Source organism: Spirosoma pollinicola, from assembly GCF_002831565.1.
In the GTDB taxonomy this organism is placed as follows: domain Bacteria; phylum Bacteroidota; class Bacteroidia; order Cytophagales; family Spirosomataceae; genus Spirosoma; species Spirosoma pollinicola.
Window position 1 is genome coordinate 5,405,014 of sequence record NZ_CP025096.1, and the last position, 24,158, is coordinate 5,429,171.

A 24,158-nucleotide genomic window follows, 5' to 3' on the forward strand; every position below is an offset into this window, starting at 1 on the left:
AAGTTGTTAGATTGATTATTGGTACAATAATTAATTTCGGTCGATGGTCAACATCGTTTGCAATAGGACATTGGCCCCGTTGCCGATGTCAACGCCTTTCGAGAACTCTTTAGGTGAATGACTGATGCCGCCCACACTCGGTATAAAAATCATACCAACTGGTGCTATTTGTGCTATCTCCTGCGAATCATGCCCGGCTCCGCTCTGCATGTATCGGTACGAAAATCCCATCGATTTTGCGACACTGATAATTTTATCCTGAATTGGCTTGGCCGTAAGCGCGGGTGTAACACCTACACTCGACTGAGTAAACGTGATGGTCGTTTCTGAAGTCTTGGCAATTTCTTTGGCTTTGGCTTCTACCTCGTGAAACAGCTTCCATATTTTGTCGTACGACAAATCCCGAATTTCGATCCCCATCACCACTTTACCCGGAATAACATTGTAGGCACCCGGCTCGACCGCTAGTTTGCCGACGGTTCCAACCTGCCGCCCTTCCTGACTGGTAACTACCTCATTCAGTGCAACAATCAGTTTGGCCGCTGCCAGTAATGCATCGCGACGGACGTTCATGGGTGTTGTACCGGCATGGTTGGCCGCGCCTTCAATCGTGGCGTCCCAATGTTCAATCCCAACAATTCCTTCGACCACCCCGATCTGCTGGTTTTGGGTCATCAAGATGCCTCCCTGTTCAATGTGCAACTCAATGAATGCGGTCAGATCACCTTTCTTTCGGACCACTTTGCTCAGGCTGTCGGGGTTCCCGCCAATGGCCCGGATACCGTCGGCTATGGTCAGGCCGCTTTGTGTGACCGACTTCAGCGCGGCAGGGGTTATTTTGCCAATCATAGCGCCACTACCAACTGTTCCCCCTTCTTCATTGGCAAAAATGATCAGCTCCAGCGGGTGTTCGGTGACGACCTTGTTTTCGTTGAGGGTTTCAATGAGTTCCAGTCCGCTAATTGAACCGACGGGGCCATCATAATTGCCACCATTGGGAACACTATCAATGTGTGAGCCGAAGGCAATAGGTTTCAGACTCGGGTTTTTTCCTTTTCGTTTGCCAATGATATTGCCCGCATAGTCGATGGATACGTCGAGTCCGGCGTTTTTCATCAGCCCGATAAAATAGGCCCGGCCTTCCTGATCGGCTTTGCTGTAGCCCACCCGATCCACGCCACCATTGGGTAATGCGCCAATTTTGGACAACTCCAGCAGCCGGTTCTGAATCCGTTGCTGATTGATTTTCAGGTTGCCAGTCTGCGCCTGAGCAAAGGCTGTTGATGATGCCAGGGCAAGGCAAATAAGTAATCCTTTTTTCATGGAAAGATAGGTCGTATTGATGTAATTGGTTAGGTATTGGTTGCCACTTTTCTCATTCTAGTTGGGCCATACCCTTTATTTTTCGATAAGGTGTTTTGAAAAAATCCCCGACGACTTGGTTGAAGATATCCTTGTAAACAACGAGGGTCGAATGCCCGGAATTGGGTAAAATCCACAGGTACGCCTGTGAAATGGCATGAGCAATCGCCATCGTATGTCTTGGTAAAATCACATCATTATCGCCACCAATCACCAGCGTAGGGCACTTTACCTGTTTCAGATCTGTGATTGAAATATGAGGCTGGAGAATCATCAGGCTGAGCAGTTTCTTCTGCGCTTTTACCGCTGGTATTTGCGGTACCTTGGCCAGGCTATCATTGGTGGCAACGATCCACTGAAAAAGGTCGGGCTGAACGGCCGTTGTATCGGGCCATAGGTTTGCACCCGTAACGGCCAGTTTTTTTACCTTTTCGGGATGGCGCATGGCTAGTAATAACCCATCAATACCACCATCGCTCCAGCCAATGACGTAACACGAATCCACATGAAGTTTATTCAGCAGGGCGTTTAGATCGTCGGCCATCATTTCGTAGGTGAGCGAATCGCTGGTATCGGTCGATTTCCCCTGCGCCCGGCTATCGGCCACAATCACTTTGTAGTTTTTAGCGAAGTAAGGAATCTGATTTTTGAAGTTTTCGATGGAACCTCCGTTCCCGTGAATCAGTAGGAGAGGCTTACCGGTGCCATACACCTCGTAATACATGTTGAATCCCCGGATGTTGGCGTATTTCCCAACTTTAGGATTGTTGCCATACACCGTTTTGCCGGATGCCGCAACCGGCAATGTCGACTGAGCAAATGCAGACTGCATCAGCAAGGAGGCAATCAGGAACAGAAGGCGTTTTTTTGGTGGATTCATGATGAGTCTTTGCTAACTAGTTGTTGGAAGGTACTGAAACGTAAGCTACCGGATGTTGCCACCCGGATTAAGGCCGCTGGGGACGCGAGCCGGAATGTACTTATTAAAAGAAGGATCGGTTAGCGCGTTCAGAAAGGCAATCACCTGGTCCTGCTCATTGTTACCCAGTGCGATACGCTGTATTTTCGAGTCTAACTGCTGCACCGAAACATGTGGATTTTGGGAAATAGGCTCGCCGATATCATCATAAAATTTCATGATCTGCTTTAGATTCTGAAAAACACCATTGTGCATATACGGAGCCGTCAGCCCGACATTTCGTAACGAAGGGGTTCGGAACGCGTAGGTGCCGCCTGCGCCTGCGTCAGAGCTGGCCAGTTGCACATTATCAGGCACCGACATCACGTGCAGTTTATAGTCGGAAAACATCGGTCCCGAATGGCAAATGGCACAACCTTCATCTTTAAAGAGCAGCATACCCTGAATTTGCTGGTCAGTCAGGGCCGTTTTATCGCCTTTCTGGTAACGGTCGTAAGGCGAATTCATGGCAACCAGGGTGCGCTCGAATGTTGCAATGGCTTTGGTGATGGTTGCCGCCGTAATGGTCTGGCTGCTGCCAAAAGCCGCCTGAAACAGTTGCCGGTACTCTGCAATTTTCGTCAATCGAGCCACCAGACTATCCAGTGCAACGGCTTCGCTGTACGCATGGCCGCGCATTTCCTCAACTGTCGTTAGTGGGCCGATCAACTGATTTTCGAGACTTTGGAGCCGTGAGTCCCAGAACATGGGTGCAGTAAACGCTACATACTTTCCGTTGGCATCCATGCCATTAAAAGCCGCATTGAGGAGGGTCTGCGTATTTCGCTTCGTCAAGGGTATGTCGTTTGGTTGCAGAAACCGGCGATTTTGCCCATAGCCAATGGCATTGGCACCCAGGGAAAGCTCCAGGCCATCGGTATAGGCGTTGTTAGGATGATGGCAGGTCGCGCAGGCTACGTCCTTACCGCCCGACAGAATTGGGTCCCAAAACAGCGCCTGGCCAAGTAAGGCTGTATCGTTGGTAATGGGGTTCGTGGCCGTGACGGGCTGAACCGGTGTCGGTATTACGGGGGCGATACTGGTGCTGGAATCATCTTTCTTACACGCTTCAATAACAACTGTGAAAAAAATTAGTATCGACAGCAGGGTAAATAGATTTTTGCGCATCATACGGTGGAGGGCATTACGATCTGAGTCCCAATTTATAGGAATCAAACGGCTTCTACAACTGTTCTATTTTTATAGGATTCTCTGTCACTGCTTCGCAATTTGTCAGGCTTACACTGCGTGATTGTCCGCAAGACTTTCGACCTTTGGGCTATTGACCCGTTACTTCTATCGAATGGCCAAACCAACTAAAAAACTGTTTTTGTTAGACGCGCTGGCGCTTATCTATCGCGCGCATTTTGCCTTTAGCAAGTCACCCCGTATTTCATCAAGGGGCATCAATACCTCGGCCGTTTTTGGCTTCATGAATGCCATGATCGAGGTATTGACCAAAGAAAAACCAACCCACATTGGTGTCGCTTTCGACTCGGCCAAAAAGACCTTCCGGCACGAGTCGTTCCCGATGTATAAAGCTAACCGGCAGTCGCAGCCCGAAGATATCAGCGTGGCCATGCCCTATATCAAACAGATCATAGAGGCTATGCACATACCCATGTTGATTCTGGATGGTTACGAAGCCGATGATATTATTGGGACGATTGCCAAAAAAGCCGCTCTGGCCGATTTTGAGGTGTATATGATGACACCCGATAAAGATTACGGGCAGTTGGTGGAAGAGCACATTCATATTTATAAGCCCGCTTTTATGGGCAAACCTGCCGAAAAACTGGGTGTTAACGAAATACTGGAACGCTGGCAAATTGAGCGGATCGACCAGGTGACGGACATGCTCGGTTTGATGGGCGATTCGGTCGATAACATTCCGGGGATTCCGGGTATCGGCGAGAAAACAGCGCAGAAACTCGTAGCTGACTTTGGTTCGGTCGAAAATCTGATTGCCCGCGCCGACGAGCTGAAAGGGAAACTCAAGGAAAATGTTGTCAATTTCGCACAGCAGGGCTTGCTCTCGAAAGAGCTGGCAACCATTCATTTGACGGTACCGGTGCCTTTTGACGAAGAACACCTGCGCCATACTGAATACGACAAACCCCGGCTAGCCGCGTTGCTGGATGAGCTGGAATTCCGGCAAATGAAAACCCGTTTGTTAGGAGGTAGTTACGACGAAAAGCCGTTGCCTGATACATTCAAAACAGGCGGCACGTCGCAGATGAACCTATTCGATTCTCCTGGCGGTGACGCGCCTGCCTTCCTGCCTTTCCCCAATATGGGAGCCTCCAACCCATCGGGGGCGGGTGATCTGCCCTTTGATTTTGGTTCCGGCGATACACCAACGGCGACACCTGTTGAAAAGCCAAAAGGTAAACGAACGGCGGTAAAAGCGCCGGTTGCGTCGGCTACCGAAGCGACCCCCGGCGATGTGACGGATACCGTTACGACAGATGATAATACTGGGGCTGAGGTTACCGAAACCGAAGCACCGGCTTACCTCGACGTCTATCCGGATTACGAAATTGATGAGAATCAGCCTGAACGGCGCAAGACGATTCTGTCTGTAAAACACGACTATCGGCTGGTCGACACGCCCGAACTACGAGCCAGTCTGGTGCATTATTTAGGTATTCAGACAAGTCTTTGTTTCGACTCCGAAACGACCGCCATTGACCCTGTTGAGGCCGATCTTGTTGGTTTGTCGTTTGCGTATCGCACGGGCGAAGCTTTTTATGTGCCGGTTCCTGCGGATCGTGACGAAGCCCAGGCGATAGTCGATCAGTTCAAGCCTGTCTTTGAAAATCCGGTTATCGAGAAAATAGGCCAGAACCTGAAGTACGACTTGCTGATGCTGAAAAAGTATGGCGTAGAAGTGCAGGGCAAGCTGTTCGATACGATGGTTGCCCACTATCTTATTGAGCCCGAAATGCGCCATAATATGGACATGATGGCCATGACCTACCTGAATTACAGCCCCGTCGAAATTGAGTCGTTGATTGGCAAAAAAGGAAAAGGCCAGTTGACGATGCGCGACGTAGATATTCAGAAAGTGGTTGACTATGCGGGTGAGGATGCAGATATTACATTGCAGCTCAAAGAAGCTTTTGCGCCCCGACTCGAAAAAGACAGCTTACATAAGCTCTTCGATCAGGTTGAGATGCCGCTCGTTCAGGTTTTGACCGATCTGGAGCTGGAAGGTATTACGCTCGATACCAATGCCCTGGCAGAACTTTCTGCTACGCTTGAAGTCGATATGCGGCAGGTGCAGCAGGAGATTTTCGATATTGCGGGTGAGACGTTTAACATTGGTTCGCCGAAACAGTTGGGCGAAGTGCTTTTCGATCGACTCAAACTCGATAAGAACGCCAAAAAGACCAAAACCGGACAATATGCCACGGGCGAGGAAATCCTGTCGAAGCTGGAAGTCGAACACGAAATTGCCCGAAAGATTCTGGACTACCGGGAATTGATCAAGCTCAAGAATACCTATGTCGATGCCTTACCGTTGCTGATCAGCAAACGCACCGGGCGGATTCATACCTCGTTCAACCAGGCTGTAGCCGCCACCGGGCGACTGTCATCCACGAATCCGAATTTACAAAACATCCCGATTCGTACCCCACGCGGACAGGAAATTCGGAAAGCGTTCGTACCACGCGGGCCGGAGTTCGTGATCATGTCGGCCGACTATTCGCAAATCGAATTACGGATTATGGCGGCTTTCAGTGGTGACCAGACGATGCTCGAAGCTTTTAACAACGGCGTCGATATTCACACCCAAACGGCTAGTAAAGTCTTTCATGTTGAGTTGAACGAAGTTACGGGCGATATGCGTCGGAAAGCCAAAACCATCAATTTTGGTATTATCTACGGCATTTCGGCGTTTGGTTTATCGCAGCGGCTGAAGATTCCCCGGAAAGAAGCGGCTCAGATCATCGACGAATACTTTGCGGGTTTCCCGGCCGTGAAAGATTACATCGACCAGTGTATTGAAAAGGCGCGGGGCTTTGGCTATGCCGAAACCATTCTGGGCCGTCGGCGGTATTTGCGCGACATTAACTCCCGTAACCAGACCGACCGGATGTTTGCCGAACGCAACGCCGTAAACGCACCTATTCAGGGAAGTGCCGCTGATATGCTCAAGATTGCTATGATCCAGATTCACGAGTTTATGCAGGCCGAGCGGCTAAAGTCCAAAATGATTCTGACTGTACACGATGAACTGGTCTTCGATGCTCACCGCGACGAAATCGAGCTGCTCCGTGTTCGTGTCGACGAAATCATGCGGAACGCCATTCCAATGGGCGTGAAGATGGAAACCGGTATCGGCACGGGTGAGAACTGGTTAGTAGCGCACTAATATGACGAAAGCTATTTTTCATCCTATTGTGCGTGAAGTTCTTCTTAACGATGGTTAGGCAATTATACATGATCCGTATTTTGTTGCTGTAATGGATCGGAACAGTGATATTGACCTAGCGGCAGAGCAACTGGTTGGGGCAGAAAAAGGGGTAACGCAGAACTGTTTGCACTACTTCTCGGAGCGGGAAAATACCCTCTTCACCAGAACCACCAGTTTCTCAACGATAAACCCTATCGCAAGTCCGGCAACTCCACAGGCCAGAGCCTTGCTTAACCAGGCCACTACCGGCATTGAGGATAAGTTTTGTTCTAAATCGTGCAGTAAATGAGCCGTAAATGGTATGCCATGTGCAATAATTTCGGCACCTACCCAAAGCATGGCAGCTGTTCCTACATAACCGAGCCAACGCAGGAAATGCGGCATGAATTTTACAATGCCGCGACCTATTTTTTGAGTTGCCGGGGGGTATTTATCGCCAGTCAGGTGTAGCCCCATATCATCAGCCTTAACAATCAAGCCAACAAACCCATAGACGGCTACCGTAATAAAAACTGCCACCGCCAGCATCACTATAAGCTGGTTTACGATCGGCTGGCCGGTTATCTGGCTATAAGCAATGGCCATAATTTCTGCCGACAAAATAATATCCGTGCGAACTGCACTACCCACTCGTTCCTTCTCTAATTCCTCGGGAGTAATCTCTTTTATCTGCTCTTGTTCAGGGTGCCCGTCGGGGTGATGACTAAATAGTGAATGAACCTTTTCGTAGCCTTCAAAACATAAATAAGCGCCACCTACCATTAAAATAGGCGTAATTGCCCAGGGGGCAAAATAGCCAAGCAACAAGGCTGCCGGGCTTAATATCAGGAGTTTGTTGATCAGCGATTTTTTGGCAATCTGGTAAATAACAGAAAGCTCCCGGGATGGATCGAGCCCCACCACATACTTGGGCGTAACGGCCGTATCATCAATAACAATGCCCGACACTTTTCCGGTCGTTTTAGCTACTTGAGCAGGCACATCATCCAAACTGGCCGCACTTGCTTTTACCAACGCCGAGATATCATCCAATAAAGCAAAGAGTCCTGAAGGCATCGTCTAAAAGTTGGCTACTAATATAAATACTGGAGCGGTTGCATCAACAAAACCCCTATTTTCAGAGTCCCGCCCCTCAGATGGTACCGGTAGGGCAAGGCTGGTGTCAGGTTGCTGGAACGGTGCGATTGCCTACACAAAAATCGCTGTGTTTACTCCTTTATAGCCGTCTCTGAGATAGTTTAACTGGCTTGCCAGGTGAAAGTTGGAAAGAAGTTGATAATTCATGCCCCAGTTCAACTTCGTCAAAATCATCAGCCCCGCAAATGACGGCCAGCAGCGTGGTGACCAAAATGTCGAATAAGTCATGTTTCCTTATACAATTGAGCTGAAAATCCGGCACGTGGCAAGAAATGTTCACCAGTTCATGCCATAAAGGCCTGAACCAGGCCCAAACTCTACTAGTTAAATGCGTTTAACCTATCTGTTTATTGATCTGTAATAGTCGTTTATTGACAACTCTTCAGTTACTGAAAGATCAGAAGTTTTGAAAAAAAAATGACTTTACCTCGATTAGAAAATATACTATTTAGTATATTTGCATCAACATAAGGAATGCCATGTTCACAAAAGCAGAAAAGACGAAGCAGTTTATACTGGAAACGGCAATACCCCTTTACAATGTAAAAGGGATAGCAGGGGTAAGTATAGACGATGTACTGAATGCCACCAAGCTGACGAAAGGATGCCTGTATGGACATTTCCAGAGCAAGGAAGACCTGTCAGAGCAAGTTATTGATCTCGCTCTAAAGAAAACTGTTGATAAGATCCACTTGGCTGTTGCCGGTGGTAAAACAGCAAAGGCAAAAGTGTTTGCCTTTCTGGATTTTTACAAAGACCCCATACAAACCTATGTTCCAGGTGGTTGCCCTATTTTCAATACGGCTACTGAAGTCGACGACAATCATCCTGTTATGAAAGAAAAAGTAGCGGCAGTTATAAAAGCTGGCCAACAGGAGATGACCAAGCTGCTCGAAGAAGGTATTCAAAACGGGGAATTTTCGAACAAGCTGAACCCACCCGTCCTGGCTTTCAAACTTGTAGCGGCCGTAGAAGGGGGGCTGATCATGTGCCGTATAATGGACACAGTAAAGCCGATGCACGCCCTGATCAAAAGCCTGAAATCGGAACTGGAACAGTATATTTCATAAATTTTTTTCGATGAATATATACTTTTTAGTCTATTTTTTTTGCATCAGAAATAGACTAAAAAGTATAAAATGGAAATTTTAATAGTAGGGCTGATTAATCAGAATTGATTGAAAATCGTCTTTTTAAACAATCACAGGACATGAAAACAACAGGAAATACAGTATTTATAAGTGGTGGGAGTGCGGGCATTGGGTTGGCAATTGCCAAAAAGCTGAGTGCCGCAGGGAATCGAATTATCATTAATGGCCGCAATAGCCAACGACTACAAATTGCTTTGAGCGAGCTTAACGATGCCGTAGCCCTTCAGGGCGACCTGTCTGTAGAAGCCGATCGCATCCGCATCGCGCAGGAACTGGCCGCTCAGCATCCCGACGTCAATATTGTCATCAACAATGCGGGAACTGCTTTTATGAATAACCTCGGCGATAGCACCAACGATGCCGTTGGGAAAGCCTATCAGGAGATTAATACGAATTATCTGAGCGTCATTCACTTCACCTCGCTGGTATTGCCCCATTTATTGAAACAGGCCGATGCCGCCATCGTAAATGTGACCTCAATCGCGGTTTTCAGAGGCAACAAATACCTGCCGACGTATTCCGCCAGCAAGGCCGCCCTACACAGTTACACCCAGGGCCTGAGAGACACGTTTGCTGAAAATGACAAATTGAATATCTATGAATTATATCCACCCCTGGTCAATACGGAGTTCTCGGCCGAGATAGGAGGGGCCAACGGTATTCCGGCTTCGGAAGTAGCCGACGAACTTTTGCTGGCGCTGGCCAACGACCAGTTTGAGGTGCCGGTTGGCGATGCAAAACGATTTCATCAGTTAGCAGAACCGCTTTCAGTCAGCAGCCATTGAGTACAGTCGGCCAGCAATTTTCTGGAAATAAAAATTACCAAAACGCGATCATGATGACACACTATTATACGGTCGTGCGAAAAAAAAATACCAACCAAAAAGGTCGATAACACGGCTTCACGACAATAGATAATCACCATGAAAGCATTCTTGATTAACAAATACGACAAAGCGGGGGCCATGCAGCTTGCGGACGTACCTGAACCCGTGGTCAACGACACGGACGTGCTGGTAGACATCCATGCGGCCGGGTTGAACCTATTGGATTCTATGATAAAATCAGGTGAATTCAAGCTGGTTTTACCGTACAAATTTCCCCTGATCATGGGCCACGATGTGGCGGGTGTTATTACTCAGGTTGGCAAGCGGGTGAAGAAATTCAAGGTTGGCGATGAAGTCTACGCCCGGCCCGCCGATGGCCGGATTGGGACCTTCGCTGAACAGATTGCCATCCATGAAAACGACGTAGCACTGAAGCCCAAAAACCTATCGATGGCCGAAGCCGCTTCCCTGCCGCTGGTAGCGTTGACCGCCTGGCAAGCGCTGGTTGAGCAGGCTCACCTGAAAAAAGGGCAAAGCGTGTTCATTCAGGCCGGTTCCGGTGGAGTTGGTACCATCGCCATCCAGCTTGCCAAACACCTGGGAGCAAAGGTCGCTACCACCGCTGGAGCCTCCAGTTTCGATGCGCTGAAAAAGCTGGGAGCCGATGTCCTGATCGATTACAAAACCCAGGACTTTGAAACGATCCTGACCGACTACGACGTCGTGCTGAACAGTCAGGATACAAAAACACTCGAAAAATCGCTGAACGTAGTGAAACCTGGTGGTACGGTTGTATCCCTTACAGGCCCGCCAACGGCTGATCTGGCTGTGCAGAAGAACGCTCCCTGGTTTGTGAAAATTGTTATGGGCTTGCTAAGTATGGGCATCCGGCGAAAAGCAAAGAAACGAGGCATCAATTATCGTTTCCTGTTCATGCGGGCCAGTGGTCAACAGTTGACGGAGCTGACCAGACTGGTCGAAGCAGGCATCCTCAAACCTGTAGTCGACAAGGTTTATCCGTTCGAGAAAGCCAACGACGCTCTGGCTTACATGGAAAGCAAACGAGCCAAAGGAAAAGTAGTTATCAGCTTAAAATAAATTGGTCACTCATTCACGTAGTCGACTATCACGTGAAACCTATTACCTGGGAGAAGGGCATACGCTTGATAATATAGCAGTATGGTTTAGTAAAGAAAAAATTCTCTATGGTGGTTGTTTGACGAAGGGGGCTGATGCGGAGAATTTGGGTTACTTGGGCGATGCCAATGAAACTGACTATGAGACAACGCTAAAGCGAGTTAGAAAAAAGTGTCCCAAACCCAAGTTTATCATCGTTTCCCACCACGACTGGACGAATCTAAACTCGTTGAAAAACTCGATAAAATTGGCTAAGCGACTACGAATGAAGAAAACGCGAGCTATGGGATTTCCCGTGTTTAATGGCCCAGGCAAAGAATAAATAAGACTGCAAGAGGAGTAATGGATGCTTACTCTCGAATAGCAGCTTGAAGCCGCTGACGAAACTTCTTCCTTCTTGCAGCTTAGCAGTAAAAGGGTCATCAAAAACAGCGCTGAACTGTATCGCATGAGGTCTCGTTCCATTGCAAGACACTGAGTTACTCGAAAGGGTTGGAAGCACGTAATGCTGGTTGGCAGAATTCGTATATTGGGGCTTCTGAGTCACTTTCTTCTGAAATCTCAACGCTCATCAAGTATGAAAACCATTAACGTTGCTATTGATCTTCGCTCGTTTTTGCTGGGTGCGCTTGCTTTAGGCGGCCTGCTAACACTAACTAACTTCAAGTCCGCCCATGATGGCCAGCCCGACCCGGCGGTTGTGGATACACGCCGGTTTCAGGTGGTTACCAGCGATCGACAAACTATCATTCTGGATACGAAAACGGGACGGTTCATTCTGGATCCATTTGGCACCACCAAACCCAAATGGGTGGTTGGCGATTTTGAGGAACTACAAAAGCCGGAAGGTAAATAAAAAGCGCTACTCTTTAGCGTCTGAACCCCGTCGGGCGAGACTAGCCACTCCAGTAGCTGACAAACAGTAAATTTCGTGCAGAAAGCCTTGATGTGAATCAAGCATTTTTGCGAATGGTTATTGAGTAGGAAGGAGAAAACAACTGTCAACGCTAATTGGTAGAATACGGTCCCGGGTTCTCAATCCGCTGGAGAATCTCTTGATTGAGCAAATCAATCTGCTGGTGCAGAAGAGCAACTTGATCAGCAATAGACATAGCTGTGGTGGTTTAAGTATCGGAAAATGGTATTGAGCGTTAACATAGGCTTTCGCCTAAAAATGAATGCGCCAGTTCAGATTTGGGTAAAAACCGATCTGGTACACTGACACCAGCCGGTTACGCTGGTTGTCGTACTGAAAACCATATAAATTCCTGGCATTGGTAATGTTCTGGAAATCAATAAACCACTCCTGCATAGCCCGGACCGAGTTGCGTCGGTAGGTTAGCTTGACGTCCGTCCGGAAATATGGGTTCGTATGTTGGGAAAAGGCCAGTGCTGGATTATCGACCTCTGTATGCTGCTGACTGGAAGCAACAATGTCAATGGGTGTATACGGTTTTCCCCCCACCCAGCTTGTGCGCACATCAATCGCTAATACGTTACGAGTTCCAAGTCGTAACTCTTTTCCTGCCAGCAGGTTAGCTACGTGATTAACCGCATAGGCCGTGGCGCGCAGAATCCCGTCGCTGCCCCGGTATTGACTGTTGAACAGGGATGCCGTACCCAGAAAATAGTAGCCGTTGGTATAGGTGCGTTCCAGCGTTAGTTCAACGCCATAGTTACGTCCCGTACCGGAGTTGACCAGGTTCGTTCGGTCGGTTACGACATAGCCCGTACCTGAGTTCAGCAACGAATACGACGAAGCGATGCGTTCTACAGGCACGTTGCTGATGGCCTGGTAGTAGCTCTCCAGTTTAACCCGCCAGTTTGCCGGAAGCTGATGCTCATAACCCACGACGACCTGATCGCTGTAAGTGAAATCCAGGTTCCGGTTCGTTTGTTGATTCTCGGCCGGGTTCCCGGCCTGATTTAAATATAGACCCAGCGGCTGCATCTGACTGTGGCGACCCAGACCAAACGTCAGGTTTGTCGTCGGGTTTAGGGCATACCGCATGTTCAGTCGGGGTTCGAATGAATAATGACTGTTCAGCGCCAGCAGTTGGGTGTAAAAGCCGGTATTCAGGGTTAACCGTTCATCGAATCGGTGCTGGTACTGGGCATAGGCCTGATAGAATAGGGTCTGCCCCGAAAAATTACGGATTGTGCGGAAGCGATTGGTTACCAATACACTATCTACCAGATGTGCGGTCACTTGGTTCGTTATTAACCCCAGTATCAGGGTATTACGCGTATTAATTTTCCTGTTGAACGTCAGGTGAGCCGTCAATTTGCCCTGCCAGGAATGATCACGGAATTGCGGAAACGCCTGCCGGGCCTGATTCAGACTGTCCTGTAAAATACCCGTCTGAATCCCTGAATAGGCAATAACCAGTTTGGTAAACGTCGACCGATTCCAGAAGTAGGTGTGGGTTGCGCCCAGCACCCCGGAGCGATTCTGCGTCGTTACGTTCGTGTATGGGTCGGTATAGAAATTGGTCGTATCGGCCAGACTGCCTTTGAACGTGATATGGCTGCTCCCGGCCAACCCGAAAACAGTAAACTGCCCTGCCTTTTTGGTGGGAATATTCAGTTTTAGTGATAAATCCTGGTAGTAGGGAATGGCTCCGCCGGTACCGAAGTTAATGCCGAGACCCTGTAGCAACGCGGGGGCTGAGTAGCGATAATTAATCAGATAGGACGACCGCCCCCCTTTTTTGATTGGTCCTTCGGTCCCCAGTTCGAATCCGTTGAAGCCAATCTGCCCCACGTATTCACGCTTTTCAGCGTTGCCGTTCCGGAACCGTAAATCAAACACGCCGGACGTGGCATTGCCATACATGGCCGGAAACGCCCCGGTTAGAAATAGCGACCGGTCAAGTACATTGTTATTGATCTGACTGACCGGCCCGCCCGTGCCGGTCAGGCTGCCAAAATGGTTTGGATTGGGAATGTCGACGCCCTCCAGCCGCCAAAGTAATCCGGCCGGTGAGTTGCCCCGGATTATAATGTCGTTTCGGGCGTCGTTGGCACTTACCACACCCGCGTAATTGGCCGCCATCCGCGAAGGGTCGTTGCGGCTACCCGCAAACCGGCGTGTTTCTTCAGCATTGAACAGGCGGCTGCTACTGGCTGCGTACGACAGGGCCGCATTCGTGGGGTTGTCTGTTCCTTTCACCGTCACTTCCTTTAATGTACTGATGTCTTCGCCTGCCTCAATATCGAGTACCATCTCCTTACCCGACGTCAACAGAACGTTCGGAATAATCTGCTCCCCGTAACCCATATAGGTGAACCGAATCTGCTGTCGGCCGAGGGGTACGTTGGTCAGTCGGTAAACGCCATGCTCATCGGTAGTCGTGCCGATCAGGGGCGATGAATTCAGCACAACGACCGTTGCTCCGGCCAGCGGAGCTTTCGACTGGTTATCGATTACGCGGCCTTTCAGTGTCTGGGTCAAAAGCTGGCTGTGCCCCGGCAGCTGAACCAGCATCAGTCCCAGCGCGATGAGTACGTTTTTCATGATGAGTAGCTCGTTTACAAGCTGTTAGTTACGCCTGCATTAGGTGAAGCAAACTTATTGCACCCTCCGGTCTGCCGCAATAATGAACCGTTATAGTTTATAACCTGCCCCCAGGGTGTTCCTGTAATGGCTGCATAAACTAAAACCTCACGTTGTTGCCCACGCGCGGTGAAGCCCGGATTTTTGCTAAAAAAAACGCGCTAAAATGACGTATCGGCTATGCTTACCAGACTCGTTTGTTCGCCTGCTCCGGTCCGTTACCGGGCCTTTTTCAATCAACTAAATGGATTATGCAGCGCCTGTACGACGCTGGATGCCAAACCGCTTATGCACGAAACCATTTTTCAGCAATTGCTGCTGGATATGGTCGATGCGGAACGCCCGGTGGAGTTCCGGCGTTTCCAGCGCCTGATGTTTGAAGCTATGGTGCATTTCCGGCATATGAAAGAAGGCGACCTGTTGAATGGGTTTACGCAGCTACAGCGGCTGCGAACCACGTTCCCCCCGCTATCGCCCACGGTTCGGCAGTTGGGCGAGGCCATGCTGACGCCCATGATCGCCTATTATTATTTTCGGATTCGCGATTTTGCAACGGCCACCTACTATAATCAGTATTCTGTGGCGATCAGTAGTGAGTTGCAGGCTACGTATCCGGTATTGCACCTCCACCAGATTCAGCAGCAGTTTAACCTGAGCCGAATCGAACTGGCCCAGCACCGGTATGAGGAGGCCCTCAGCCGATTGAAAGAACTCATTGACTACCTGCTCACGGGCCGCGCTCCTAACCTGACCGGTGTGTGGACAAGCGCTATGCGGGCGGGACTGGCTCAGCCAATCGCGACCAATCAGTTGCTGGACATTATCAACGAACTCGTTTTTCATTCGCTTAAGTCAGACGAACTGGAAACCATGATTCCGCCGGTTGTACTAGCCGAATCCAGTTTGTGGACTGGTCGAAAAAAGCTGCGAATTCCTTCACCCGAAGCCGCCATCCAAACCTGGTGGCAGGCTTATCAGCCGGAGTCCGATGAGCAGCAGCACCTATTCCTGACGGGCATCATTACGCTCATTCAGCAGTACCCGCTGGAATATGACCAACTCAAGCTACTGCTGCTGGGCCGACTTCACCACTTCACCGCCCATTCGGAATGGGTCAGTTCTGAGCATCTGTTGCTCATTCGCCGGTTTGTTAACACTAAGCTGCATCTGTCTGATCGGCTATTGCGGCACATCCGTACAATCCGTAGTCAGCCCACTCGATAGCTGTACACACAGCTTCGATGGCCCGAATAATCAGTAGCTTCCTTTGCGATGGCTACTGGTTATTCGGGCCATTTATTATTCAGGCATTGGTTGTTTTGCCATTTCGTACGGCACCGGCCGCCCGCTCAAACGGCCCTGCGTAAAATGCGTCATCTGGTAGTCATCAATATGTATCATTACTTCAACAGATAGCTGAAAAAAAGACGCAGATTAATGCGATGGTAATTTGAGACCGTAGACTAGTTATAAAAATAAGATTATCCCTTAAAACAGGTTATCTTAGAAAAAGGGGCGTTTAATTAATCTGTTGCTTTCCTAAATTGCGTCAGGAAACTTCGGCTTACTAAGCCCGTGAATTATTTTTACAGTGTAAGACAGAAGGTAGTTTTTTGTCTCACAATTTGAATTACTTTACACAACAGCACTTATAAAACAGTCATACCACAATGAAAGCCTCGCAGATTGGTATTTCAACTTTGTTAATCCTGGCTATTGTAGCCTTGCTTGTTGTTTGGCTTAATACGACTGATACAAAGACCGCTCTAATTGTACTGGGGCTAATTCTAGTCTTATTTTACAAACTTGACGTCCAGGTAACAGATCAGGACGTTACGCTTAAGTTTGGTATCGGTCTAATTCGTCGAAAGATTCCACTTGATCAGATCACTAATGCTAAAGCTGTTAAAAACTCAGTATGGTCAGGATGGGGTATTCGAGTTGGTCCAAGTTTTACCCTTTACAATGTATCTGGATTTAGCGCCATTGAATTAACTTTAAGAGGTAAAAAACGAAAAGTCCGGATTGGTACGACAGTTCCTGAAAAGCTAAGCCAGTACATCAATCAAAAAGTTATAAGCTAATTGACTTTTTTCAAGCAGATCTTTCCAAGTTTAAAAGGACAGTGATACGGGCTACTACTTGATCCACGGAGTGACCTATCTACTTTCGCAACAGCCTCTGACTTCATGTAAAGAAATTTTTTTGAGATTACGATTTAACCTTCCTGGTAGCTGTCATAAGAAATGTGATGGTCCATAACTGGTTAGTTCTTCTTAGGCAGAGTTGTAGTAGGCATCACTCGGATCAATGAATCTACTGACCAATGCTTTACTTGCTCGCTCATAGCTTTCACACTCACTGAAACTTGTTCTTCAGAAGTTAAGACAACTGGCATAGACCGGTTGGGCATAGGTATTGCATCCCCCTTCCCATTTCGAGTAGGTATGTCCAACGCATTCCCTTGCCCTTTACGGATAGGCATGTTATCTATATTCTGATTCTGCAATGAATCGCTTTTTCCCTTCACTGGATTTTGTTGGGCAAAACTTGCTGTTACAACCAGCAAGCATACAAAGGTTGCTACTATTTTCATGGTCAGTTGTTTATGCGTTTATATATGGCCCCGCCTTTTACGTATAAGCTTATTGTATGTTAAACTCAGCGAGACTGTCTCCGGTCTCGCTGGTCTTCAAAGCCGTTCATGCCACTTTGGCGGCACACGGCTCCTCCGTGAGTTGGTATGCGCTCGTTTCAATTTACTACCTAATGGCGCTCAGAGAAACACTACCCGCTAATTTTTTTCTTTAACATACTTAAATTCAACGAAATACTGCTTGCTATTGAAACATTTTTCGGAATGTTGGTAACCTCCCTGTACGCTTGCCTCCATAGTTCAACTTTGTCCTTGGCATCTTCCCGTAATATGAACCAGTGAGCGTTCAAATATTCATCCGCGCAGGCAGCCCTGCCGAAAACTACCGCACAGGTTAGCAATATCATTTAAACTGTTTGGGAAGTTCAAGGAATCAACGCTTGGTGCAGGGAACATTGAGGCTGGCAAGAGTCAGAAAAGCACTCTGTTCTTAGCCCTTCTCCTCCGTCTAAACACTGCGATAGGCAACGCCAAAATACAGATTAATTTTTGCTTGATATTTTGTTTCAAGTCCCAATCAAGTTAGCAAACAATCTCCATAGACAATTGGATAAATAACTGTACTCAATGTAGTATTCACAATAAGAAGTTGAGGAATAGGCAACCAGGTGCTCGTTAAACAGTGAACAGGTTAGGCGTCAATGGTGAAGGCGTTTGATCAATCGGGCAGGGGCAACACTTACGCTAATTTTAACGAAACCATATGTATAAAACACTACTGCTAAGTCTGTTAATATTATTCACAACCCATGCGTCGCTGTGGGCACAGAGCCGCGACATCACTGGCATCGTACGTATGGAAGAAGCAACCGGCGGTTTTGCCGGGGCAACGGTACTTATCAAAGGAACAACCAGTGGTACGATAACAGATTCAAATGGGGCTTATCGCCTGACTGTTCCCGCATCGGCTACCACGCTGGTTTTCTCGGCGGTTGGGATGCAGACCGTCGAAGAACCTATCGGTGGACGCAAAACGATCGATGTTCAACTCCAGACCGATACACGGCAGCTCAACGAAGTCATTATTACGGCCCTGGGTACGAAAGCTGAACGCGATAAGTTTGCCTCGTCTATCACCACCGTAGAGGGCAAGAACATTGCTAAAACGGGAGAAACAAGCCTGTTGACAGGGTTAAGTGGCAAAGCGGCCGGGGTGCTCATCACTCGAAATGGGGGCGATCCCGGCGCGGGAGCCTACATCCAGATTCGGGGGCAAAATACTATAAATGGCAACATTCAGCCCCTGTTCATCGTCGATGGTATGCCGGTCAGCAATGCCAGCGACAATCTCGGTACAGCCGCTGGAAATGGCATCGTGCAGCAGTCACGAATCAATGATATCAACCCCGAAGACATCGAAACCCTGGAAGTATTGAAAGGGGCATCGGCAGCCGCACTGTGGGGAACGCGGGCGGCCAACGGGGTTGTCGTGATCACGACAAAAAAAGGACGCGACACCAACGGAAAAGTCAATATTACGGTCAAATCGACGGTTTCATTCGATCGGGTCAACAAGATGCCCGCGCTTCAACAGACCTACGGGCAGGGCTCAGGCGGCCTGTATGTGCAGGGACAGCGCAACAGTTTCGGGGATCGGATTGCCGATCGGACGGGTGGCGCTGACGCCTACATCACCGACCCGACAGGGGCAGCTTACCAGGGGTTCGTAACGTTTCCTGATGGTAGCCAGCGGTACGCGATTGCGTCGGGTACGTTGGCCAATCCGCACGGTGGCAAGAACTCCCGCGATACCTACGACCATACGACCGATGCATTTCAGACGGGTCATTTCACCGACAATAGCATCAACATCAGCGGAGGTAATAGCCGGTCGAATTTCCTGGTTAGCTACGGCAATCTGAACCAGCAGGGAGTCATCAGAGCCTATAGTAATTATCAGCGAAATACGGCCCGCGTGAGCGTATCGAGCCAGTTTACCGACTAGTTTCGGGCATCGGCCAATGTAGGCTACACCAAAACCTATTCCTCCCGAACACAGGAAGGCGACAACGTCGACGGCATCATGCTGGGGGCTTTGCGTACCCCGCCCGATTTTGACAACAGCTATTATACAGGCACGTACACCAATCCCGCCGGGCAGGTGTTCAATAACGCTCACGTGTCGTACCGCAACCCACTGGGCAAGGATTTAAGCACTATCTACTCCAACCCGATCTGGACGATCAACAATAACCGCAACACCAGCGATGTCGACCGGCTGATCGGAACGGTAGAACTGGACATTACGCCCGTATCGTGGCTGACCGTAACGGGCCGCACGGGAATCGATAACTTCACCGATAATCGTCTGGAACGTTTCGCCCGTAATTCCGCCCTGCAACTCAACGGCTATCTCTCGAAAAACTGGATTACGGAGAAGCAGTTCAACACCGACGTTTTTGCGAGTGCTAACAAGACATTAAGCAACAACTTCAGCGGATCACTGCTGGTGGGTGTCAACTATAACAGCCGCCGAAGGGCCACGTTGTCGGACGCCATTACGAACCTGATCGTGCCAACGGCTCCGGATATTCTGACCAATGCCCTCAACTCGAATCTGACGGCGGGAAATTACAATTCGCTCATTCGCACGTATGCCTATTACGCTCAGGCGGAGGTGCAGGCATACAACCAGCTCTTTCTAACCTTGACGGGCCGCAGCGAGAGTGCATTGACATTTGGAGCCAAAACCGACCCCAGTTTCTTCTTTCCATCGGCAGCGCTGGCCTGGCAGTTTAGCAAATCAGGCGCCCTGGAAAACAGTTCGTGGCTCAGCTTTGGTAAGCTGCGGCTTACGTGGGGGCAGGTCGGTATTCAACCGCAACCTTACCTCAATTTCACGACCTCCAGTCCGGCCGGATACGCCGATATGTTTACGCGGGGCCTGACGGGAACGAGTGCATTGTATGGCGGGGGCTATGTCCGTAGTAGCATAGCGGGCAACGATTTCCTCCGCCCGGAACGTAAAACCGAAGCCGAGATTGGCGTCGATCTTCGCTTTTTCAAGAACCGATTCAGCCTCTCGGCAACCGCCTACCGCAACTCCACCCGCGACGTAATTTTGTCGCTGAATGTGCCGAATGAAACCGGCTATACCATCCGTAACTCTAACGCAGCTGAACTTTCAAACAAAGGTGTGGAACTGGAAGCGAGCGCCGACTTGATTCCACAGGGGGCCTTTCGATGGAACATTTCGGCGAACTATTCGATGAACCGAAATAACGTCGTGTCGCTGGCAGGAGCTTCCGTTTACACCCTGCCCGATAGCTACATGCAGAATTCGTCGCTGATTCCGGGGCAGCCGTTCGGCATTTTTTATTCGACCGATTTTCGCAAGGACGAGTCGGGCAAGTACATCCTGGATGCCAACGGGTTTCCGCAGGCGGGGATCAACAACGAAATCATTGGTAACCCAAACCCTGCTTGGCGGGGTGGGCTGGGCAGTACGTTTGGGTACAAAGGGCTGTCGCTATACGTGCTGTTCGACCGGGTAGCAGGGAATGATTTCTTCAACGGCACGCGTGGGTCGCTTTATAATTTTGGCGTTCATGCCGATCAGGGCAACACGGTGGTAGCCCCGGCTGGTGGGTTGAAGGATGTCAACGGTACTACGATTGCTGCTGGCACAGCCTTTCAGGGGCGGATTCAGGATTTCGGAGCCGGTCCGGTGGCTATCAATCAGGCGTGGTGGCAAGGGCGGGGTTCGGCGTCCAACTCGGCGTCCTATAAGCAGTTTGTGGAAGATGCCAGTGTGACCCGGTTGCGCGAGATTACGTTGACGTACAGCTTGCGTAGTTCGGGCGGTCCGCCGGGGCGGTTCCTTCGGTTTACGCACCTCTCAAATGTCGATTTCAGCCTGACAGGGCGCAACCTGGTATTGTGGACCAAGTATACCGGTACTGATCCCGAGGTCAACATTACCGGCGCGGGCCTATCGCGCGGACAGGACTGGTTCACCAATCCGAATACGAAGTCGCTGCTGTTCTCGGTCAAAATCACGTACTAACCTCAACGGATCAATTCCCTCATTCGGCGTTCATTCATGAAAAAATCAATTTCCTGTAAAGTTATCATTACCCTGCTGGCAATCAATCTGTTGAGCGGGTGCCGACGCCTGTTCGACGAACCCAGCATCCAAAGTAATCCGAATGCGGTAACCGATGTCGATGTATCGACACTGTTAGCGGGTACGCTCCTTGGCGTTTCGTTCCTGCACGAAGATACCGACGTACGTATTGCGTCAATGTGGGCGGGTGAGTTGAATGGTCTGTCGAGGGCGCACCAGGGATTTGCGCAGTATATTGTCTCGTCGCAGAGTTTTATGTGGAGTCCGCTCTACCCGGTAGCGGGACAGGCCCGGCTCATTCAAACAAAAGCCGATGCCGTGGGTGACAAATGGACGAAGGGCGTCGGGCAGGTTCTGGAAGCGCTGGTCATCGCCAAAGTTACTGATCTCTACGGCGACGTACCCTACAGTCAGGCGTTCGACGACGTAGCGTACCCTACACCAGTCTTTGACAAACAAACCGATGTCTACGCGGCTCTGCATACCACCCTCGACAACGCCATTCAGAATTTATCGGCCTCGTCGGGACTGGCTTTTAACACCCAGGATTTTATTTATAAAGGCGATGTGGCAAAATGGCGGGCGGCTGCCAATACGTTAAAAGCCCGGCTGTATCTACATACCGGCGAGTATGCCAAAGCAGTTGCCAGCGCCAGTTCAGGCATTAACAGCACAGCAGGCGACGCCCTGATTCCGCACGGCACGAGTCTGGGGGTGGATATAAATCAGAATTACGATTTCTTCCGGGTTAACCGGGCGGGAGATACGGGTTTCGATGGGGCCTACCTGCCCGTACTCCTGCGGTCACGCATTGGGTCGGCCAATACCAAAACCGACGAAACGGCGATTTACAACCACTATATCAAAGTGGGTATCACCGCCACAGGTGCACTGGACCCCAACACGACCGACGGTGCGTTCACGGCCAACTCGCCCCACCCCATCCTGACATACTACGAAAATCAGTTGATCCTGGCCGAAGCACAGGCCCGATTGGGTGTATCTGACAAGGCACTGGCAGCACTCAATACCGTCCGGTCGGCATTGGCAAACGGGTACGTAAACGGCAAGACAATTTCGGGCACTGGCCGGAAATATGACGCTTACACGCTGGACGATTTCGGGCCTGCCGGATTAGCGAATTTAACAAAGCTGGCGACTGTACAAACGGCGCTGCTGTACGAAATAATCAGTCAGCGGTTTATCCTGTTTCTAATGCAATACGAAGCGTTTAACGACTACCGACGGCTGGCGAAAGCGGTGCCTGTTGTACAGTTGCCTATTCCGCTATACACTGGTTCACAACGGCCACAACGATTCATTTACCCGCAGGGCGAAATCAACACGAATCTAAACGTACCTAAACCGTTGCCCGATCAATTTACGAGAGTAGCCGTATTTTGACAGAACGCGGATTGTTATGATCCTTATTATTTTTTGATCTTGATTAGTCTTGACGATCAACCTTTTATTACGTTTTAATACCCCTGCATGACTCAATCAACTTCCTCTCCATGACTACCCGCACGACGTTACCCACTCTTTCGGAAAGTGCATTCTGGCGGTATTTCGCGTTCACCGCGTTGTACTTTGCGGAAGGGCTTAATATGGGACTTCTGTTCGTCGGGATTCCGGCCTGGATGGCCCAGAACAACAAAACGCCTACCGAAATTGGTCAGTTTGCAGCCGCCTGCGCCCTGCCCTGGACCTTTAAATTTGTGGTGGCCCCGTTGATGGACCGTTATGCCTACCTGCCAATGGGCCGCAAACGACCCTGGGTACTTTTCGGTCAGCTTGGCCTAATGGGAAGCCTGATCGTGATGGCGTATGTGCCTGACCCGTTGAACAACCTGAAACTCTTTGCGGGAGCGGCTTTTCTGGTATCTTCGTTCGGAGCCATTCAGGATGCGGCTGTCGATGGTATGGCCGTTGACACCATTCCTGGTGAGCAACAGGCCCGTGCCAACGGGTTTATGGGTGGTGCCCGAATGATTGGCAGTTCACTGGCGCTGGCCGGTGGTAGCTGGCTGATGAACCAGTATGATTTTACGGTATCAACCCTGGCACTGGCCTTCCTGATTGGCCTGATGACGCTGGTGCCTGCCGTACTTCGGGAAGATCGGGGCGAAAAAATCTTTCCCTGGACGGCGGGAGCGGTATCGCCGGAAGCGCAGAAAAGACAGATCACGAGCTGGACAACTATTTTGCAATCGCTATATAGCCTGTTTCGCCTGAAAAACTCGTTGCTGGTGGCCCTGCTCATGTTCATTACAATGGGGTCGTACAACTACTTCGAAACGCTGCTGCCACTTTTTGCTGTCAACGTTTCCGGCTGGACCAACGTATCGTATTCACAGGCCTTTGCTTCCGCCGATTTAATCGGGGGTATCAGCGGTATTCTGCTGGGTGGTGTGTTGATCGAGCGGTTTGGAAAAAAGCGTATGATTGGCCTGTATCTAGTCGGCATCATGGGCATCACCATCGCCCTTGCTCTGCTGACGCCCTACTGGACCGACAGCGTGTTCATTCACGGCTTTATCATTGTGTATCGCTGGCTAAATGCCTTTGCCAAGATCGGCGTTTACGCGATTGCCATGGAATGCTGCTCGAAGAAGGTCTCTGCCAGTCAGTTCACGTTTTACATGACCATTGGGGCTGTCGGGTCGATGGTTGGTGCAACGCTGATTGGGCCGATCAAGGAAAACTTTGGCTGGCAGTTCACGATGCTATTCTTTGTAGGACTGATCGCCCTTGCCTGGGTGGTGGTGCGGTTGCTGAACATCAGTAAGCTGGAAACGCAAATAACGGAACTGGATGAACAAACTATCGAGGATGGAGTATACTGGCCAGTGTAGACGCCCTTAAAAAAGGGGAAGGATGTAGAGCAG

At 49.7% G+C, this 24,158-nt stretch carries 17 protein-coding genes; 11 read left to right on the forward strand and 6 right to left on the reverse strand.

Translation table 11 applies throughout. The annotated features are described in order from the left end of the window. Positions 1 to 30 precede the first annotated feature (30 nt). From CWM47_RS22715 to CWM47_RS22725, 3 genes are read right to left on the reverse strand one after another with little or no spacing between them, the layout of a single operon-like run. Positions 31 to 1,323 carry a Zn-dependent hydrolase gene (locus CWM47_RS22715; RefSeq protein ID WP_100990472.1) on the reverse strand — a complete coding sequence of 431 codons (1,293 nt, stop codon included), beginning with the start codon at positions 1,321 to 1,323 and terminating at the stop codon, positions 31 to 33. 52 nt (positions 1,324 to 1,375) lie between these two features. Continuing rightward, positions 1,376 to 2,242 carry an alpha/beta fold hydrolase gene (locus CWM47_RS22720; RefSeq protein WP_100990473.1) on the reverse strand — a complete coding sequence of 289 codons (867 nt, stop codon included), beginning with the start codon at positions 2,240 to 2,242 and terminating at the stop codon, positions 1,376 to 1,378. Positions 2,243 to 2,287: 45 nt separating this feature from the next. Next, positions 2,288 to 3,451, reverse strand: a complete 1,164-nt coding sequence (locus CWM47_RS22725) for a cytochrome-c peroxidase (RefSeq protein WP_240625402.1) — start codon at positions 3,449 to 3,451, stop codon at positions 2,288 to 2,290. 172 nt (positions 3,452 to 3,623) lie between these two features. Between CWM47_RS22725 and polA the strand changes: the two genes are divergently transcribed. After that, positions 3,624 to 6,698 (forward strand): DNA polymerase I, encoded by a 3,075-nt coding sequence (gene polA, locus CWM47_RS22730; RefSeq protein ID WP_100990475.1) that lies wholly within the window; start codon positions 3,624 to 3,626, stop codon positions 6,696 to 6,698. A gap of 171 nt (positions 6,699 to 6,869) precedes the next feature. Here the strand turns inward: polA and CWM47_RS22735 are convergent, their stop codons facing one another. Then, positions 6,870 to 7,796: a DUF808 domain-containing protein gene (locus CWM47_RS22735; RefSeq protein WP_100990476.1), complete on the reverse strand. Its 927-nt coding sequence runs from the start codon at positions 7,794 to 7,796 to the stop codon at positions 6,870 to 6,872. Positions 7,797 to 8,356: 560 nt separating this feature from the next. On the opposite strand from CWM47_RS22735, the gene CWM47_RS22740 reads away from it, so the two are divergent. The 4 genes from CWM47_RS22740 (at position 8,357) to CWM47_RS22760 (ending at position 11,848) form a co-directional block, all read left to right on the forward strand. Then, positions 8,357 to 8,947: a TetR/AcrR family transcriptional regulator gene (locus CWM47_RS22740; RefSeq protein WP_100990477.1), complete on the forward strand. Its 591-nt coding sequence runs from the start codon at positions 8,357 to 8,359 to the stop codon at positions 8,945 to 8,947. 140 nt (positions 8,948 to 9,087) lie between these two features. Continuing rightward, on the forward strand, positions 9,088 to 9,813 hold the full coding sequence (locus CWM47_RS22745; protein WP_100990478.1) for an SDR family oxidoreductase: 726 nt from the start codon (positions 9,088 to 9,090) through the stop codon (positions 9,811 to 9,813). A 138-nt stretch (positions 9,814 to 9,951) separates the two neighbouring features. Next, a complete protein-coding gene (locus CWM47_RS22750; RefSeq protein WP_100990479.1) occupies positions 9,952 to 10,953 on the forward strand; it encodes an NADP-dependent oxidoreductase in 1,002 nt (333 codons plus the stop codon). Positions 10,954 to 11,569: 616 nt separating this feature from the next. Continuing rightward, complete coding sequence (locus CWM47_RS22760; protein ID WP_100990481.1) at positions 11,570 to 11,848, forward strand: hypothetical protein; 279 nt, start codon at positions 11,570 to 11,572, stop codon at positions 11,846 to 11,848. A 312-nt stretch (positions 11,849 to 12,160) separates the two neighbouring features. Here CWM47_RS22760 and CWM47_RS22765 read toward each other — a convergent pair whose 3' ends face one another. Beyond that, positions 12,161 to 14,509 (reverse strand): TonB-dependent receptor, encoded by a 2,349-nt coding sequence (locus CWM47_RS22765; protein WP_100990482.1) that lies wholly within the window; start codon positions 14,507 to 14,509, stop codon positions 12,161 to 12,163. Positions 14,510 to 14,728: 219 nt separating this feature from the next. Between CWM47_RS22765 and CWM47_RS22770 the strand changes: the two genes are divergently transcribed. Further along, positions 14,729 to 15,772, forward strand: coding sequence for a hypothetical protein (locus CWM47_RS22770; RefSeq protein ID WP_100990483.1), 1,044 nt, complete (start codon positions 14,729 to 14,731; stop codon positions 15,770 to 15,772). A gap of 446 nt (positions 15,773 to 16,218) precedes the next feature. Next, the gene (locus tag CWM47_RS22775) at positions 16,219 to 16,632 is read left to right on the forward strand and encodes a hypothetical protein (protein WP_100990484.1); all 414 of its coding nucleotides are present in this window, start codon (positions 16,219 to 16,221) and stop codon (positions 16,630 to 16,632) included. 182 nt (positions 16,633 to 16,814) lie between these two features. Here the strand turns inward: CWM47_RS22775 and CWM47_RS22780 are convergent, their stop codons facing one another. After that, entirely contained in the window at positions 16,815 to 17,144 is a 330-nt protein-coding gene (locus tag CWM47_RS22780) for a hypothetical protein (RefSeq protein WP_100990485.1), read from the reverse strand. A gap of 763 nt (positions 17,145 to 17,907) precedes the next feature. Here CWM47_RS22780 and CWM47_RS39355 point away from each other — a divergent pair. The 4 genes from CWM47_RS39355 to CWM47_RS22800 all read left to right on the forward strand — a co-directional run bounded on the left by CWM47_RS39355 (position 17,908) and on the right by CWM47_RS22800 (position 24,125). Continuing rightward, complete coding sequence (locus CWM47_RS39355; RefSeq protein WP_240625404.1) at positions 17,908 to 19,149, forward strand: TonB-dependent receptor plug domain-containing protein; 1,242 nt, start codon at positions 17,908 to 17,910, stop codon at positions 19,147 to 19,149. Positions 19,150 to 19,227: 78 nt separating this feature from the next. Next, entirely contained in the window at positions 19,228 to 21,210 is a 1,983-nt protein-coding gene (locus CWM47_RS39360; RefSeq protein WP_240625405.1) for a TonB-dependent receptor domain-containing protein, read from the forward strand. Between the two features lie 36 nt (positions 21,211 to 21,246). Then, entirely contained in the window at positions 21,247 to 22,674 is a 1,428-nt protein-coding gene (locus CWM47_RS22795) for a SusD/RagB family nutrient-binding outer membrane lipoprotein (RefSeq protein WP_100990487.1), read from the forward strand. Between the two features lie 110 nt (positions 22,675 to 22,784). Then, a complete protein-coding gene (locus CWM47_RS22800; protein ID WP_100990488.1) occupies positions 22,785 to 24,125 on the forward strand; it encodes an MFS transporter in 1,341 nt (446 codons plus the stop codon). Positions 24,126 to 24,158: the final 33 nt, after the last annotated feature.

Bases quoted from the DNA above. Each gene is read 5' to 3' on its own strand.
- CWM47_RS22715 (WP_100990472.1), bottom strand. From the start codon at position 1,323: ATGAAAAAAGGATTACTTATTTGCCTTGCCCTGGCATCATCAACAGCC.
- CWM47_RS22720 (WP_100990473.1), bottom strand. From the start codon at position 2,242: ATGAATCCACCAAAAAAACGCCTTCTGTTCCTGATTGCCTCCTTGCTG.
- CWM47_RS22725 (WP_240625402.1), bottom strand. From the start codon at position 3,451: ATGATGCGCAAAAATCTATTTACCCTGCTGTCGATACTAATTTTTTTC.
- polA (WP_100990475.1), top strand. From the start codon at position 3,624: ATGGCCAAACCAACTAAAAAACTGTTTTTGTTAGACGCGCTGGCGCTT.
- CWM47_RS22735 (WP_100990476.1), bottom strand. From the start codon at position 7,796: ATGCCTTCAGGACTCTTTGCTTTATTGGATGATATCTCGGCGTTGGTA.
- CWM47_RS22740 (WP_100990477.1), top strand. From the start codon at position 8,357: ATGTTCACAAAAGCAGAAAAGACGAAGCAGTTTATACTGGAAACGGCA.
- CWM47_RS22745 (WP_100990478.1), top strand. From the start codon at position 9,088: ATGAAAACAACAGGAAATACAGTATTTATAAGTGGTGGGAGTGCGGGC.
- CWM47_RS22750 (WP_100990479.1), top strand. From the start codon at position 9,952: ATGAAAGCATTCTTGATTAACAAATACGACAAAGCGGGGGCCATGCAG.
- CWM47_RS22760 (WP_100990481.1), top strand. From the start codon at position 11,570: ATGAAAACCATTAACGTTGCTATTGATCTTCGCTCGTTTTTGCTGGGT.
- CWM47_RS22765 (WP_100990482.1), bottom strand. From the start codon at position 14,509: ATGAAAAACGTACTCATCGCGCTGGGACTGATGCTGGTTCAGCTGCCG.
- CWM47_RS22770 (WP_100990483.1), top strand. From the start codon at position 14,729: ATGCTTACCAGACTCGTTTGTTCGCCTGCTCCGGTCCGTTACCGGGCC.
- CWM47_RS22775 (WP_100990484.1), top strand. From the start codon at position 16,219: ATGAAAGCCTCGCAGATTGGTATTTCAACTTTGTTAATCCTGGCTATT.
- CWM47_RS22780 (WP_100990485.1), bottom strand. From the start codon at position 17,144: ATGAAAATAGTAGCAACCTTTGTATGCTTGCTGGTTGTAACAGCAAGT.
- CWM47_RS39355 (WP_240625404.1), top strand. From the start codon at position 17,908: ATGTATAAAACACTACTGCTAAGTCTGTTAATATTATTCACAACCCAT.
- CWM47_RS39360 (WP_240625405.1), top strand. From the start codon at position 19,228: ATGCTGGGGGCTTTGCGTACCCCGCCCGATTTTGACAACAGCTATTAT.
- CWM47_RS22795 (WP_100990487.1), top strand. From the start codon at position 21,247: ATGAAAAAATCAATTTCCTGTAAAGTTATCATTACCCTGCTGGCAATC.
- CWM47_RS22800 (WP_100990488.1), top strand. From the start codon at position 22,785: ATGACTACCCGCACGACGTTACCCACTCTTTCGGAAAGTGCATTCTGG.